Raw genomic sequence first — 14,295 nt, forward strand, 5'->3', positions numbered from 1 at the left:
GGTTACGCTCAGGCGCCGGTTCGCACCAGGGTCATGGAGGTGAAGGCGGCCTCGTCCTTCTCGCCCTGGATCGGACCTTCCCGCGCAATCTCGCGCCATTCGGCATGGTCGAAGGCGGGGAAGAAGACATCGCCCTCCGGCGCGGCATGGACTTGCGTAAGGTGCAGCGTGCGGGCCAGGGGAAGCGTGTCGTGGAACAGGCGGGCGCCGCCGATGACCATGATCTCGTCTGCGCCCATGGCGTCCGCCGCCTCATCGGCAAGGCGCAACCCCTCATCGAGGCTCGCGCCCTTCAGCATCCCGTCCGGTACCGTGAAGGCGGGATCGGTGCTGACCACCACCGAGGTCCGCCCCGGCAGCGGCCGGCCGATGGATTCATAGGTGCGCCGGCCCATCAGCAGCGGCTTGCCCCAGGTGAGCGCGCGGAACCGCTTGAGGTCCGAGGGCAGGCGCCACGGCAGGCCGCCGTCGGCGCCGATCACCCCGTTCTGCGACACCGCGACCACGAGGGCCAGAGGATGGCGAGATGGATGGCTGGGCGTCATGGGGCGGTCTCCATCATCGGGCGCTTTTCAGGGCGGCGAGGGCCGCGTCGGCGGCGGCAAGGCCGCTGAGGTGGGCGCCGTGGCAGGTGGAGAAGGCCTCCCGCCCCAGGGCCTCCCCGGCAAAGAAGATGCGCCCGTCGAGGGGCTCATGGAGCCGCGCGCGCAGGCCGGCGCGGCCCGGCAGGGCGCAGGAATAGGCCCCACCGATATAGGGCATATCGGCCCAGCGGGTGACCCGGCTGCGCTTCACCTTCGTCTTGAGGCCAGAGCCAAAGGCCGCGCCCAGCACATCGAGCGCGAAGGCGACGAGCGCCCCCTCCCCGTCCGCCGCGATGGCCTGCGCCTCCGGCCCCGCCACATGGACCAGCGCCGCCGGTGCCCCGCCGGGCTTGAGCAGGGCGGAGGCTCCGGCGCGGGCGGGGTGGTCGAGGTCGATGGCGTCGAGGGCCGTGCGCTCGGGCACGCCGAACACATCCTCCTCGAACGCCAGCGCCACCTTCTCGGCAAAGCCCAGCGGCAGCGCCGCGAACGCCTCGGCCATGTCCGGCGGCAAAGCGGGCGCGAAGGCGAGGCGGCCGGAGGCGATCACCGCCGTGGAGACCGTCACGATCACCTTGTGGCAGGTGAGGCTGCCATGGGCGGTCTCAATCTTCAGGCGCGCGCCCGAGCGGTCGATCCGCGTCACCGGGCAGTCGAGCGTCACCGGCAGGGTGCCGGCCGCCGCCAGAACGAGGGCGCCGTAGCCGTCGAGCACCGGCCAGTTGTCGTCGGTGTCGTGATAGAACGCAAAATCCGCGCAGGAAATGGCATCCGGCCCGGCGGCGGACATGAGCTCCAGCCAATGGCGCGCCAGCGGCCCGAAGCGGCCGGACGGTCCCGCAACCTCGGCGGCCGCCACATCGCGCCCCGCGCGTCCGGCGGCGATGACGGCCGCGAACACCTGATCCACCTCTGCTTCCGCCTGCGCCTTTTCCGCGGGGGTGGCGAAGCGGGCGCCGAGGTGCAGCCGGCGCGGGCTGGGATTGGTCGCAGCCACCCGGAAGCCGAGCCGCGCGGCCAAAGCCGTGAACGGATTGGCGCGCGCGTCGTGGAGCCAGTGGCAGCCGAGATCGAACGGCACGCCGAGGGTGGTGGTATCGGTGGCCGCCCGTCCGCCGGGGGTGGAGGCGGCCTCGAGGATGCGGAAGGAGATGCCGGCCTGGCGCAGGCGTGTTCCGGCGGCGAGGCCGGAGGCTCCGGCGCCGATCACCACCACATCGGTTTCGGCGGTCACCAATGCGGTCCCGAAGGGCCGGCTACTTCTTGTTGCGGAAGACGTCGAGCTGCACCACCTGGGCGCCGCTCGCGGGCCGGGCGCCGGCCTCCTGGCCGGTCTCGGCCGCATCGGATGCGGCGGTGGGCACGGCGCTCGCCAGCACCGGCTCGGAGGCAGCGCCCCGTGCCGGCTTGAGCGGCGAAGGCGCGTTGGCGGAGCGGGGCGCTTCGAACGGCGAATCGTCCAGTTCCTCAGCCTCGCTCTCGTTCGCGGCAAGCTCGAACTGGAGGCCGAACTTCACGGACGGGTCGAAGAAGCCCTTCAGCGCGGAGAAGGGCACCAGCAGCCGCTCGGGAATGCCGCCGAAGGACAGGCCCACCTCGAAGGTGGTGTCGGTGACGATGAGATCCCAGAACTGGTGCTGGAGAACGATGGTCATCTCCTCCGGATACTTCTCCAGCATGCGCGGGGAGAGGCGGACGCCCGGCGCGCGGGTGTCGAAGGAGATGTAGAAATGGTGCTCGCCCGGCAGGCCCGTCTTGGCCACATCCAGGAGCACGCGACGCACCACGGAGCGCAAAGCCTCCTGGGCGAGAAGATCGTAGCGGATATGATCGACCGACATGAGCCCGCAGCACTTCCCCGTCCGGCCCGGTGATCCAGAAGGCTCCGGGCACCTTCCGGGGGGCTATACGGGCGCGCCGTATCCGGAGGGTCTGGCTAAGGAGCTTCCAACCTTCCCTCGTCCGGCCGGATGGAAGGGAAGTGGAGGCTTCTGTTGCCAGGTGCCTCCGAACCCCGCCTAGCCAGTGCTACCCGGTAGGACTTTGATTTCGATCGTCAAACCGCTCACGCGGCCAGAGCAACCGGAGCATAGTTGTCATTCGCAACTATCAGTTCGGCCCGATGACGGCGGAACCATGCCGAGCGAAAGTATGCCCTTTACACCCTCGTCGATCCTATTTCGCCCCCGCCGGAGCCCGCCTCCCTGACGGGAAGTTGGGCTTTGGTGGAGGCGCCGGGTACCGCCCCCGGGTCCGAAAGGCTTATTCCGACACCCATTTATCGCCGTATCCGACTTGCGTCGGCAGAACGAATATAGGCGTCGCCCGCCGTCGATGAAAGGGGCGCGTGCCACAAAGTCCGCCGCCATCCCCGACCCATTGTCGCGGCACCTTTTGCCAACGGCACCGGGCGGTTTCGCTCAGGCCCTGGCGCAGTGGCAGCCGGCAAGGTGGTCGTCCACCAGGCCGCAGGCCTGCATGGCGGCATAGACGATGGTGGGACCGACAAATTTGAAGCCCAGCCCCTTCAGGCGCTTGGACAAGGCGACGGACTGCGCCGTCTGCGCCGGAATATCGGCGATGCGGCGGGGCCGGTTCACCTGCGTCTTGCCGTCCACCGCCTCCCACAGGAGATCGGAAAAGGCGACGCCCTTGTCCCGAAGGTCGAGATAGGCGCGGGCGGAGGCCACCGCCCCCTCCACCTTGGCCCGGTTGCGCACGATGCCGGCGTCGGCCATCAGGGCCTCGACCTTGGCGGCGTCGTAGCGGGCCATGGTCTCGGGATCGAAGCCGTCGAAGGCGCGGCGGAAATTCTCCCGCTTCCGCAGGATGGTGATCCAGGAGAGGCCGGCCTGGAAGCCGTCCAGCAGCAGCTTCTCGAACAGGGCGCGGCTGTCGCGCTCGGGCACGCCCCATTCGTCGTCGTGATAGGCCATGTAGAACGGGTCGGTGCCGCACCAGAAGCAGCGCGCGCGCCCGTCCCCGTGCTGGAGCAGCGGCGCGCGTTCGGCCTTCGCCGCCGGCTCGACCTCTTTCGCGTGTCCCGCCTCCGGCGCACTCTTTTTCGCGTTTCCCGCCTTCGGCTCTGTCATCGCCCCTCTCAGCTGCCCTTGAACTTGCGGTCCAGCTCGCTCACCTTCTTTTCCCATTCCATGGAAAAGACCGCCCAGTCCGGACGGCGCAGCTCCACCTGAACGTCCCCGGCAAGCAGCGGCACGCCGTCGGTCTTGGCGTCGTTGGCGCGATCGAGCCGCACCGTGGCGATGCCCCGCCCGTCGGTCACCGACAGGACCTGCCCCACGCTCTTGTCGCCGGCCATGATCTCCTGCCCGGCGGCAAGGGGCGTGTCGAACAGCACCTCCACCAGCCGGTTGCGGGGGGTGGAGCGGTGCTCCATGCGGCTCACCACCTCCTGGCCCACGTAGCAGCCCTTCTTGAAGTCCACCCCGCCCAGCTGGTCCATGTCGGCCTCGTGGGGGAAGGTGTCGCCATAGACGAAGTCCGGCCCGCCCCTGGGGATGCCGAGGGCGATGCGGTGCGCCTCATAGGGCGCCGCGTCCGACGACAGGGCTTGCGCCACCGCCAGCGGCAGCACCAGCCGCTGGCCCAAAGCGGCAAGGCGCGGGTCGGGATAAAGCGCGCCGTCAGGCACCTCCCCCGCATCGCCGAACACGGCGGCGACGGCGAAATCGTCCGCCTTCTCGAAGGTCACCTTCGCCCTGAGGCGATGGAAGGTGAGGCGCTTCAAGAGGTCCTCGGCCCGCTCGGCGGGAACGTCGAACAGGAAGACATCCTCGCCTTCCGCGTAGAACAGGAAGTCGGAGATGATCTTGCCCTGGGGGGTGAGCAGCGCGCCGTAGCGCGAGTCGCCCTTGGCCATGGTCTGCACGTTGCAGGTGATCACGCCATGGAGAAACTTGGAGGCTTCGGGGCCGGTGGCACGAATGAGCACACGATCGGTCAAATAAACGACGGGCATGGGGGCCGTCCTTGTCAGAAAAATAAAAACCAGATTTAAGGCCGCTTGCCTGTCCCCATCAAGAGCGAGCTTCCGCCATGCCCGTGACTTTCGATCTGCTGCTCAAGGGCGGCGTGGTCGCGACCCCCGCCGGCATTGCCGTTGCGGACATCGGAGTGACAGGCGGACGCATCCGCGCCATCGGTGCTCTCGGGGGGGCAAGCGCCGGCGAAGTGGTGGACGCCACGGGCCTCCATATCCTGCCCGGCGTCATCGACACCCAGGTGCATTTCCGCGAGCCGGGGCTGGAGCAGAAGGAAGATCTGGAGACCGGCTCGCTTGCCGCCGTCATGGGCGGGGTGACCGGCGTGTTCGAGATGCCGAACACCATTCCCCAGACCACCTCCGCCTCCGCCCTGGAAGACAAGATCGCGCGCGGGACCAACCGCATGCACTGCGACTTCGCCTTCTATGTGGGCGGAACCCACGACAACGTGAAGGACCTGCCCGAGCTGGAGCGCCTGCCGGGGGCGGCGGGCGTCAAGGTGTTCATCGGCTCGTCCACCGGCTCCCTGCTGGTGCCGGACGACGACGGGGTGCGCAACATCCTCAAGGTGATCCGCCGCCGCGCCGCCTTCCATTGCGAGGACGAGCCGCGCCTGCAGGAGCGCAAGGGCCTGCGCGTGCCCGGCGATGCCTCATCGCACCCGGTGTGGCGCGACGAGATCGCCGCGCTCACGGCCACCCGCCGCCTCGTCACCCTCGCCCGCGAGACCGGGGCGCGGGTGCATGTGCTGCACGTGACCTCGGCGGAGGAGATGGAGTTTCTCGCCGATGCCCGCGACGTAGCTTCGGTGGAGGTGACGCCCCATCACCTCACCCTTGCGGCGCCGGACTGTTACGACCGGCTCGGAACGCTGGTGCAGATGAACCCGCCGGTGCGCGATGGTCGCCACCGCGACGCCCTGTGGGCGGCGCTCCAGAGCGGCGTAGTGGACGTGCTCGGCTCCGACCACGCCCCGCACACGCTGGAGGAGAAAGCCAAGCCCTACCCCGAAAGCCCCTCGGGCATGACCGGGGTGCAGACCCTGGTGCCGCTGATGCTGGACCACGTCGCCGCCGGCCGCCTGACCCTGGAGCGTTTCGTGGACCTTTCCAGCGCCGGGCCGGCCCGGCTGTTCGGCATTGCCGGCAAGGGGCGGATCGTGGTGGGCTATGACGCCGACTTCACGGTGGTGGACCTGAAGCGCCGCGCCACCATCACCGCGGACTGGATCGCCTCGCGCTCCAAGTGGACGCCCTATGACGGCAAGGAGGTCACCGGCTGGCCCGTGGGCACCTTCGTGCGCGGCCGCAAGGTGATGTGGGAAGGCGACCTCACCGGCCCCGCCTCCGGCGCGCCCATCCGCTTCCTGGAGACGCTGCAGCCCCAGGGCTGAGCGCAAGCTGCTAAAAACAAAAGAGGGCGCGCCACCGGCGCGCCCTTTCTTTTCGGGGACAGGGTCCGGAGGCGTCAGCCCGCCGGACGCTCCTTGACGCGGGTCAGCACCGCCTCGGGGCCGGCATAGGCCTCCTGCAGGTCCACGCTCCAGTAGCGCAGCTCGTCGAGCGGAATGGCCTGCCCCGTCACCGCGCAGCGCACGAAGCTGCCCGGCCGGAGGATACGGAACTCGCCATCAAGGTAACGGAGCTCCGCCTCGCCATGGGGCTCGGGGAAGCGTTCGAATCTGTTCATCGCCGCGGTCTTCGTCCTGAAAGAAGAATTTTTAACATAGCCATTCGCCCCACTGCGCGAAAGAGGCGCCGGCTCACGGATCGTGACCCGGCTGGGGCGAACGCTGCCGGGACCGGGGGCCCCTCCCCCGCAAGCGGGAGAGGGGGTGGCACCAGCGCACCGTCTCAACCCGAGATATCACCCCTCTCACGGGTCGAACAGGGTCGGCCCTTCCACCTTGGGCTGCTTCTTGGATCTGGCCCCGCGCGGCCGCCCTGGCGCGGCGGGCACCGGCGCCGATCCAGCCGGCACCGCATCCCCCGTGACCGCCGCCACGTGCCCGTCGGCGAACTGAAGGTCCAGCGCCGTGCCCGGCGTGAGGCCGGCGGCAAGGCGCACCGGCTGGCCCTGCGCATCGCGCACCAGAGCGAAGCCACGGCTCAGCACCCCCTTGAAGGACAAGGCGTCGAGCAACTGGCCCGCCGATTTCAGCCGCGCCGCCCGCTGCTCGCGCGCCACGATGAAGGCGCGTTTCAGCCGGCCGTCGAGCGTCTCCAGCCGGTCGCTCGCGCGCTCCAGGCGCAGCTTCAGCGCCTCCGGCGACAGGCGGGCGCGGGCGGCGACGAGGCGCAGGCGGTGGGCGGCAGCATTGGCCCTGAGCGCGCGCGGCAGGCGCTCGCTCGCGGCATCGAGCCGCTGCCGGGGCACGGACAGCAGGTTCTCCGCGCTGGGCAGAAGGCGGGACAAGCCGCGCAGGTCTGCCCGCCGCCGCTCCAGAAGACGCACGGGGGCGGCGGCAAGGCGCCCACCCAGGTCCTCCACGGCGGCGATCAGCTCGGAGCGCACCGGCACCACCATCTCGGCGGCGGCCGTTGGGGTGGGCGCGCGCACATCGGCGGCGAAATCGATGAGGGTCACGTCGGTCTCGTGGCCCACGGCGGCGACCAGCGGGATGGTGCTTTCCGCCGCCGCCCGCACCACCTCCTCGTCGGAGAAGCCCAGAAGATCCTCCAGCGCGCCGCCGCCGCGCGCCACCACGATCACGTCGGGACGCGGGATGGCGCCACCCTGCGGCAGGGCGTTGAAGCCGCGGATGGCCGCCGCCACCTCCGCCGCCGAGGTCTCGCCCTGCACCCGCACCGGCCACACCAGCACCCGGCGCGGGAAACGGTCGGCGAGGCGGTGGAGAATGTCCCGGATCACCGCCCCGGTGGGCGAGGTGACCACCCCGATCACCTGCGGCAGGAACGGCAGCGCAACCTTGCGCGCCGGATCGAACAGGCCCTCGGCCGCGAGCCGGCGCTTGCGCTCCTCCAGCATGGCCATGATGGCGCCGGCGCCGGCGAATTCCAGCGCCTCGATGACGATCTGGTAGCCGGACTTGCCCGGATAGGTGGTGAGGCGGCCGATGGCCACCACCTCCAGCCCCTCCTCGGGCTTCAGGCGCAGGCGCTGGAAGGTGCCCTTCCAGATCACCGCGTCGAGCCGGGCACCGGCATCCTTCAGGCTGAAATAAGCGTGGCCCGAGCCGTGCGGCCCGCGATAGCCGGAGATTTCGCCGCGCACCCGCACGTGGCCGTAGGCATCTTCAACCGTGCGCCGGAGCGCGGCGGAGAGCTCGGAAACGCTCCATTCCGGGGCATTGGCGCGGGGTTCGGCGACATCCACCATCGAATCACAGTCAAAGCTTGGTTAAGAAATAAGCATAGCGGGAAAGCCCCCCATGCGGCGAGCGCAGAGCCGTGCCTCTTGTTTGCGCGCCCCTGAGCCGATAGGCGATTGTGACAGAAGACTCTCGCAAGAGACGTTGGCAGAGACGTTCGAGTGAGACATGGGGCAACGCACGGGGGAGGCCGCATGAATATCCTGCTGCTCGGATCGGGAGGCCGCGAGCACGCGCTCGCCTGGAAGCTGGCGCAGAGCCCAAACATGAGCCAGTTCTATGCCATACCGGGCAATCCTGGCATCGCCGAGCACGCAGAGCTGATCGAGGGCATCCCCCTGTCGGCCCACGATACCATCGTGAAATGGTGTCAGGACCACGGCATCGAATTCGTGGTGGTGGGTCCGGAAGCGCCTTTGGTGGCAGGACTGGTGGACCGGCTCGAAGCGGTCGGCATCCCCGCCTTCGGCCCCACGGCTGCAGCCGCTCGGCTGGAGGGCTCCAAGCTCTTCACCAAGGAGCTGTGCAAGGCCAATTTGATTCCCACCGCCGCCTTCGGCCGGTTCACCTCGGCGGCCGAGGGCGCCGCTTATGTGCGCCAGCAGGGCGCGCCCATCGTGGTGAAGGCGGACGGCCTCATGGCCGGCAAGGGCGTCGTGGTCGCCCTCTCCGAGGAAGAGGCGGTGGACGCGGTGGAGCAGGTGTTCGCCGGCGGCGGCACCGAAGTGCTCATCGAGGAGTTCATGGAGGGCGAGGAGGCCAGCCTGTTCGCCCTGGTGGATGGCGAAACGGTGGTTCTCTTCGGCAGCGCCCAGGACCACAAGCGCGCGTTCGACGGCGATCTCGGACCCAATACCGGCGGCATGGGCGCCTATTCCCCCGCCCCGGTGCTGACGCCCGAGCTGGAACGCCGGGCGCTGGACGAAATCCTCATCCCCACCGCTCGCGCCATGGTGGCGGCCGGCACGCCCTATCGCGGCGTGCTCTATGCCGGGCTCATGCTGACGGCCGATGGCCCGAAGCTGGTGGAATACAATTGCCGCTTCGGCGATCCCGAATGCCAGGTGCTGATGCCGCGCTTTACCGGCGACCTCGTCCAGGTGCTGCATGCCACCGCCACCGGCCACCTTGCCGAGGTAACGCCCGAATGGTCGCAGGACGCGGCCATGACGGTGGTCTACGCCTCGCGCGGCTATCCCGGCCCGCATCAGGTGGGCAGCCCCATCGGCGGGCTCGATGCGGCGGCGGAACTGGACGGCGTCCTGGTGTTCCAGGCCGGCACCCGGCGCAAGGGTGTCGGGCTGATCTCCAACGGCGGGCGCGTGCTCAACGTCACCGCCACCGGCGCCACCCTCGGCGAGGCCCGCGACCGGGCCTATGCGGGACTGGCCCGGATCGAATGGCCCGATGGCTTCTTCCGCAGCGATATCGGCTGGCGGGCGCTGGGCAAGGATACATTCGGCGAGAGCACGACGGACAAGGGCACCATGGACAAGGGCACCATGGACAAGGGCACCATGGACAAGGGTGCCCGATGACCGCCCGCGAGAAGCCCCCCCTGCCCGTCCTGGACGATTTCCCCGTCAAGGCGCGCGACACCATCCGCTATGGCGATACCGACAAGCTTGGCCATGTGAACAACGCCGTCTTCTCCACCTTCCTGGAGACCGGCCGCACGCGGCTGCTGCTTGATTCGCGCGAGAAGGTGGCGCCGGAAGGGGCCGGCTTCGTCATCGCCCGCCTCGTCCTCGACTACCGCGCCGAAATGCACTGGCCCGGGGAGGTGGAGATCGGCACGGGCGTGCTCTCGGTGGGCAGAAGCTCGGTGGCCGTCAAGCAGGCCCTGTTCCAGAACGGCGTCTGCACTGCCACCGCCGAGACCGTGGTGGTCCTGTTCGACACCACCCACCGCCGCCCCCTGCCCCTGCCCGACGCGAGCCGCGCCATCCTCGAATCCTATCTGGTGCGGTAGGCGAGGGCCTTTTGCGGCCGCCGCTTTGCGCCGGCCGGCATTGTGCTCTAGATAGGGGGCCGACAGCCCCGGATGTGCCGTGCGCCTTCTGCCTCTTGCCTTCACGCTCCTCGTCGCCACCATTCTCGGGCTCGGCGTCACCTGGTTTTCCGTCACCCACTCGCGCGGGCTCGACGTGGTGCGCGCCGGGGCCTGGCAGGGCTGGCCGCGCGCCGGCACGGCCAAGGCCGACCCCTACGCGCGCGCCGCCTTCGCCCGCTCCGGCGAGCTGCCGCTGGAACTGGCCGACGGCCTGCTCTTCCTCGCCGCCACCGACGATGCCGGCAAGCCCATCGACGGGCGCTGCGAGACGCGCATCGTCGGCGTGCTGCCCCAGGCCCGGCTGTGGACGCTGACGCTGATGGACCCGGACGGCCACCTCATCGCCAACGATGCCGGCCGCTCCGGCTTCACCAGCGCCGAAGTGGTCTATCGCGACGACGGCGCCATCGACGTGCGCCTGTCGCCCCGTGCCCGCGCGGGCAACTGGCTGCCCACCGGCGCGCGGCCGCGGCTGAAGGTAGCGCTCCGGCTGTATGACGCGCCGTTCTCCTTCGCCTCCGGTGCGGCGGACGCGGCCGTCCTGCCCAGGATCACGCAGGAGACCTGCCTGTGACGACGCTGGACGACCTGCGCGAGGAAGCCACAACCGTTGCCGGGCGCCTCGCCCGACGCGCCGGACGTTTCATCGCCGGCCTGCCGCGCCCGCATTTCTCCCGCCCGCGCCTGTCGCGGCCACGCTTCGGCTCGCCCGCGCAGGTATTGCTGTTCGTCGCGTTTGCCGTGGTGCTGGGCGCCCTCGCCCACATCGTTTCCATCCTGGCCATGCCGGCGTTCGCCGAGCGCAACGCCTATGCCCGGCTGTCCGAGCGGATGGAGTCCAATGTCCTCACCCTGCTGCCGGACCCCTCGCCCCAGGAGCAGGTGCTGCCCATGATGGACCCCGCCTTCGTCTCGGCGGTGTGCCTTTACGATCTGTCGGAAGCGCCGCTGAAGGTGCGGGTGCCGGCGACCGCCGACTACACCTCGGTGTCCTTCTATACGGCGGAGGGCCTCGCCTTCTACGCGCTCAGCGACCAGGCGGCGGGCAAGGTGATCGAACTCGACCTCATGACGGCGCGCCAGAAGGCGGCCTTGCCGGAAGATGAGGAAATCACCGCCGCCGACCGGCTGGTGATCGAATCGCCCGCCCTTGAGGGCATCGTTGCAGTCCGCGCGTTCGTGCGCGAGCGGGGCACGCGGACCATCGTGCGGCGCCAGCTCGAAGCCGCCACCTGCACGCCGTCCAACTAGCTCAGCGGGCACGCCGACCGTTGTTGCTGCGGGGCACCGGGCCGGGCAGATGCGCATCGTACCGCTCCACACGCACCACCGGCAGGATCACGATCTCGGCGCTTTCAGTCCGAACATCATCCTTATCCCGGCTACGGGCGGCGGGACGACGCGCCTCCAGGGTCCAGGTATCGGGGAACGCAATGACAGTGCTCATGCCCTGCTCCTCCATCGAGAGCCGTGACCACAACGTCGCTGGCGTCCTTATGGTTTCGTCCACCTGAACGGCGAATTAACCGATGATGGCGGACGGGCCCCTTACCTCTCTGCTGTCGACCTCGCTTGCCCTTGCGTCAGTCCTTGGCCAGATCCAGGAAATGCCGGCCGGCGCGGTCCTCGATCTCCACCACGAAGATGTCCGGGTCAAACTTCAGTTCCCTGGCGATGCGCGCGTCCGCATCCGCCTCCGGCCGGCCCGGCTCCACCAGGACCGAGAACAGGCGATCGCCCGGGAAGCCTTCGTCGAAGGCGCTCTGCGGCGCAGGTCCATAAAGGGCGGAGGTCCCGTCGAGGCGCGAGATTTTGACGAAGATGGCCCCCGCCTCCTCGGAGCCCCGGCGCACCACGACCCCATAGGCGCCTTCCACCTGGGCACGGCGCAGGAGCGCGGAGACGAAGATGGCGCTCTTGAGCCGCATTCAGTTGACCGTGACGCCGGAGACCGAGGCCAACTCGCGCACGAGCTTGTCGCTGATCTCGCCATCGGCCGTCATGTTGCGGTCGCGCTGGAAACGCTGGATGGCGGTGCGGGTCTCGCCGCCCGGCCGGCCGTCCACCTTCAGCGGGCCATAGCCGAGCTTCGCCAGCGCCTTCTGCACGGCGAGAAGGCGCGGCGAGGCGGGCACGTCGTTCGGCGGACGCACCGTCCCGGTCACCTCCGGTCCCGCGCCGACGCTGGCCGGCGGACGGCGCGGCACCGGATCGGCATGGGCCTGCGAGGTCGCGCGGCCAGCCGCCGCCGTGCCGGGCACCAGGGGCACCGCCGTACCGGTCACGGTGGTGCGAATGGACAGGTAGCCGAGCGCGCCATCGGTGGCGCCGCCGGCGGAAGCTGCGGGCGAGCCGCCGGGGCTGGGCGGCGGCAGCGGCACCGTGGTGCGGCTGGTCTTGCCGCGGTCGAGGGCCTGGATGGCCCCGGCCGGCCGCGCCTCCGGCAGCGGCGCACCGGCTGGCGGCGCCTGCAGCAGCAGCATGTTGACGAGGAATGCCCCAGCGGCACCGAGCGCCACGGAGCCGGCCGCCATGTCGAGCCGGCGCAGGCGCCGTTCCTCATTCGCCCGGGTAACCGCCGCCGACGGGTCCACCGCCGTAGGCGCGTCGTCCCCCAATCGCCCCGCCGTTTCCCCCACCATGACCGGTTCCAGCTTCATGCCATCCTCTTCGCGCGCGTGTCGTCGAGGCGGGCGGGAAACGGCGCCACCACGCCCTCGCCCCGGACCGCCGGCTCAGCCGCAAGCGGCAATGTCACGGTGACGCTGGTGCCCCGCCCCGGCGCGCTCTCCACCCGAAATGCGCCGCCGTGCAGCTTCACCAGCCCCTTCACCACCGCGATGCCGAGGCCGCTGCCCCGGGCCCGCTGGGTGCAGTCGCCGGCCTGGAAAAACGGCTCGCCAAGCCGCGCCACATCCTCCGGCCGCATGCCGGGACCGGTATCCCGCACGCGGATGGCGACCGCCTCGCCCTCGCGCCGCACGCTCACCTGCACGCGGCCGCCCTCGGGCGTGAACTTCACGGCGTTGGACAACAGATTGAGCACGATCTGCTTGAATGCCCGCCGGTCGGCGTCGATGGCGGGCAGGCGGGGCGCGAACACCGTCTTCACCGCCACCCCCGCCCGTCCCGCATCGATGGCCACCATTTCCGCGCAGCCGGCGACGAGGGCGGCCATGTCCACCGCCTCGCGGTCCAGTTCGTAGGCTCCCGCCTCCACCCGCGAGAGGTCGAGAATGTCGTTCACCAGACCGAGCAGATGCTGGCCGCTCTCGTGGATGATGCGGGCGTAGTCGGCCTTGCGGGCGTCATCGAGGGGCGCGCCGGTCTCGGTGGCCAGCAGCTCGGAAAAGCCGAGGATGGCATTGAGCGGGGTGCGCAGCTCGTGGCTCATGGCGGCGAGGAAGCGGCTCTTCGCAGCATTGGCTTCTTCCGCTTCGGCACGGGCGCGGGCGGCGTCATCGGCCTTCAGCCGTTCGGCGGCGGCGGCCTGCCACGGCGCGCGCCAGACGATGCGCACCTGGCCCGAGCGCAGGGCCGTGCAGCGCGCTTCCACGGTCATGAAGGCCGGCGCGGCCTCCGCCTTGCCGTCGCAGCGCAGCCGCAGTTCGCAGCGCTGCGCCTTGCCGTGGGCCGCGGCCTGCACCGCGGAGAGGAAGGCCGGCCGGTCGGCCACCAGCACGCGCTCGAACAGGGCGAGGCCGGCAAAAGCGGAAGCCGATGCGTCGGCGAACGGCCCCTCCATGGCTTCCACCACCGCCACCTCGCCGCGCAGGCCGTGGCGGGTGACGAGGAGGGCATCGTCGGGAATTTCTTCGCTGGCGCGGGTGGCGGCACGGGCAAGGCCGCCGGCCACCGCCGCCAGGGCGGTGGAGACGAGGCCGGTGGCGACCAGCGCCGTGGCATTCAGGAATGCGCCCTGGACCAGGCCCGTGACCTCGGCCAGAAGCGCGATGGCGCCGCAGCCCAGCGCCAGCACGCCGAGGCCCGTGAGCGTGGCGCCGGTGACCCGCCCGAGCACGGCAAGACGCGGCAGGCTCTCGCCACCCGCAGCCCGCTTGGGGCCGGGACGAGGATCTGTCGCCGCTTCGCCGATGCCGAGGTGACGCACGCCGCCCCCTGTCGCAGGCCCGCAGGTGCGGGCCGGATGCCTGAAAATCTGAGCCCCGGACTCCCGGCGCCTGAAGTCAGACCCTGCCACGGCAGGCTTTAAGCGAACGCTAAGCCGGAACGGCACCACCCGCTTTCAGCGTTAACGATGTCTTGAAATGTGCGCGGTTTCGGCATCCCTGCCGGCCCACGCAGGCGCCGGCTCTGGTATTT

General features: G+C 70.1%; 16 protein-coding genes and 1 other RNA gene. 5 read left to right on the forward strand and 12 right to left on the reverse strand.

The window, feature by feature from the left end:
* Positions 1–8 precede the first annotated feature (8 nt).
* The 6 genes from V5F48_RS02310 to ygfZ all read right to left on the reverse strand — a co-directional run bounded on the left by V5F48_RS02310 (position 9) and on the right by ygfZ (position 4,563).
* On the reverse strand, positions 9–545 hold the full coding sequence (locus V5F48_RS02310) for a dihydrofolate reductase (RefSeq protein WP_394039679.1): 537 nt from the start codon (positions 543–545) through the stop codon (positions 9–11).
* Positions 546–558: 13 nt separating this feature from the next.
* Positions 559–1,818: a flavin monoamine oxidase family protein gene (locus V5F48_RS02315; RefSeq protein ID WP_394039681.1), complete on the reverse strand. Its 1,260-nt coding sequence runs from the start codon at positions 1,816–1,818 to the stop codon at positions 559–561.
* Positions 1,819–1,840: 22 nt separating this feature from the next.
* Entirely contained in the window at positions 1,841–2,425 is a 585-nt protein-coding gene (locus V5F48_RS02320; RefSeq protein WP_394039682.1) for an SspB family protein, read from the reverse strand.
* A gap of 139 nt (positions 2,426–2,564) precedes the next feature.
* Positions 2,565–2,928, reverse strand: a transfer-messenger RNA (tmRNA) gene (ssrA, locus tag V5F48_RS02325).
* Positions 2,929–3,004: 76 nt separating this feature from the next.
* Positions 3,005–3,676, reverse strand: coding sequence for a DNA-3-methyladenine glycosylase I (locus tag V5F48_RS02330; protein WP_394039684.1), 672 nt, complete (start codon positions 3,674–3,676; stop codon positions 3,005–3,007).
* Positions 3,677–3,684: 8 nt separating this feature from the next.
* Complete coding sequence (gene ygfZ / locus V5F48_RS02335) at positions 3,685–4,563, reverse strand: CAF17-like 4Fe-4S cluster assembly/insertion protein YgfZ (RefSeq protein ID WP_394039686.1); 879 nt, start codon at positions 4,561–4,563, stop codon at positions 3,685–3,687.
* Between the two features lie 77 nt (positions 4,564–4,640).
* Between ygfZ and V5F48_RS02340 the strand changes: the two genes are divergently transcribed.
* A complete protein-coding gene (locus V5F48_RS02340) occupies positions 4,641–5,981 on the forward strand; it encodes a dihydroorotase (RefSeq protein ID WP_394039688.1) in 1,341 nt (446 codons plus the stop codon).
* A gap of 74 nt (positions 5,982–6,055) precedes the next feature.
* Here V5F48_RS02340 and V5F48_RS02345 read toward each other — a convergent pair whose 3' ends face one another.
* Both V5F48_RS02345 and xseA read right to left on the reverse strand, forming a co-directional pair.
* A complete protein-coding gene (locus tag V5F48_RS02345) occupies positions 6,056–6,277 on the reverse strand; it encodes a DUF2093 domain-containing protein (RefSeq protein ID WP_394039690.1) in 222 nt (73 codons plus the stop codon).
* A gap of 186 nt (positions 6,278–6,463) precedes the next feature.
* Positions 6,464–7,927 (reverse strand): exodeoxyribonuclease VII large subunit, encoded by a 1,464-nt coding sequence (gene xseA / locus V5F48_RS02350; RefSeq protein ID WP_394039692.1) that lies wholly within the window; start codon positions 7,925–7,927, stop codon positions 6,464–6,466.
* A 186-nt stretch (positions 7,928–8,113) separates the two neighbouring features.
* Between xseA and purD the strand changes: the two genes are divergently transcribed.
* From purD to V5F48_RS02370, 4 genes are all read left to right on the forward strand, one after another.
* Complete coding sequence (purD, locus tag V5F48_RS02355; RefSeq protein ID WP_394039694.1) at positions 8,114–9,457, forward strand: phosphoribosylamine--glycine ligase; 1,344 nt, start codon at positions 8,114–8,116, stop codon at positions 9,455–9,457.
* Entirely contained in the window at positions 9,454–9,891 is a 438-nt protein-coding gene (locus V5F48_RS02360; protein WP_394039696.1) for an acyl-CoA thioesterase, read from the forward strand. The genes purD and V5F48_RS02360 overlap by 4 nt, the downstream gene beginning before the upstream one ends.
* 79 nt (positions 9,892–9,970) lie before the next feature.
* Positions 9,971–10,546, forward strand: a complete 576-nt coding sequence (locus V5F48_RS02365; RefSeq protein ID WP_394039698.1) for a DUF1214 domain-containing protein — start codon at positions 9,971–9,973, stop codon at positions 10,544–10,546.
* A gap of 146 nt (positions 10,547–10,692) precedes the next feature.
* Entirely contained in the window at positions 10,693–11,223 is a 531-nt protein-coding gene (locus V5F48_RS02370; protein WP_394040147.1) for a DUF1254 domain-containing protein, read from the forward strand.
* A gap of 1 nt (position 11,224) precedes the next feature.
* On the opposite strand, the gene V5F48_RS02375 is transcribed toward V5F48_RS02370, so the two are convergent.
* The 4 genes from V5F48_RS02375 to V5F48_RS02390 all read right to left on the reverse strand — a co-directional run bounded on the left by V5F48_RS02375 (position 11,225) and on the right by V5F48_RS02390 (position 14,083).
* Positions 11,225–11,419, reverse strand: a complete 195-nt coding sequence (locus V5F48_RS02375) for a hypothetical protein (protein WP_394039700.1) — start codon at positions 11,417–11,419, stop codon at positions 11,225–11,227.
* Positions 11,420–11,555: 136 nt separating this feature from the next.
* Positions 11,556–11,900: a DUF1491 family protein gene (locus V5F48_RS02380; protein WP_394039702.1), complete on the reverse strand. Its 345-nt coding sequence runs from the start codon at positions 11,898–11,900 to the stop codon at positions 11,556–11,558.
* Positions 11,901–12,632 (reverse strand): peptidoglycan-binding domain-containing protein, encoded by a 732-nt coding sequence (locus V5F48_RS02385; RefSeq protein ID WP_394039704.1) that lies wholly within the window; start codon positions 12,630–12,632, stop codon positions 11,901–11,903.
* A complete protein-coding gene (locus tag V5F48_RS02390) occupies positions 12,629–14,083 on the reverse strand; it encodes a sensor histidine kinase (protein WP_394039706.1) in 1,455 nt (484 codons plus the stop codon). Before V5F48_RS02390 ends, V5F48_RS02385 begins: the two co-directional genes overlap by 4 nt.
* Between the last annotated feature and the right edge of the window lie 212 nt (positions 14,084–14,295).

It is taken from the genome of Xanthobacter autotrophicus ATCC 700552 (assembly GCF_043194565.1).
In the GTDB taxonomy this organism is placed as follows: domain Bacteria; phylum Pseudomonadota; class Alphaproteobacteria; order Rhizobiales; family Xanthobacteraceae; genus Xanthobacter; species Xanthobacter autotrophicus_F.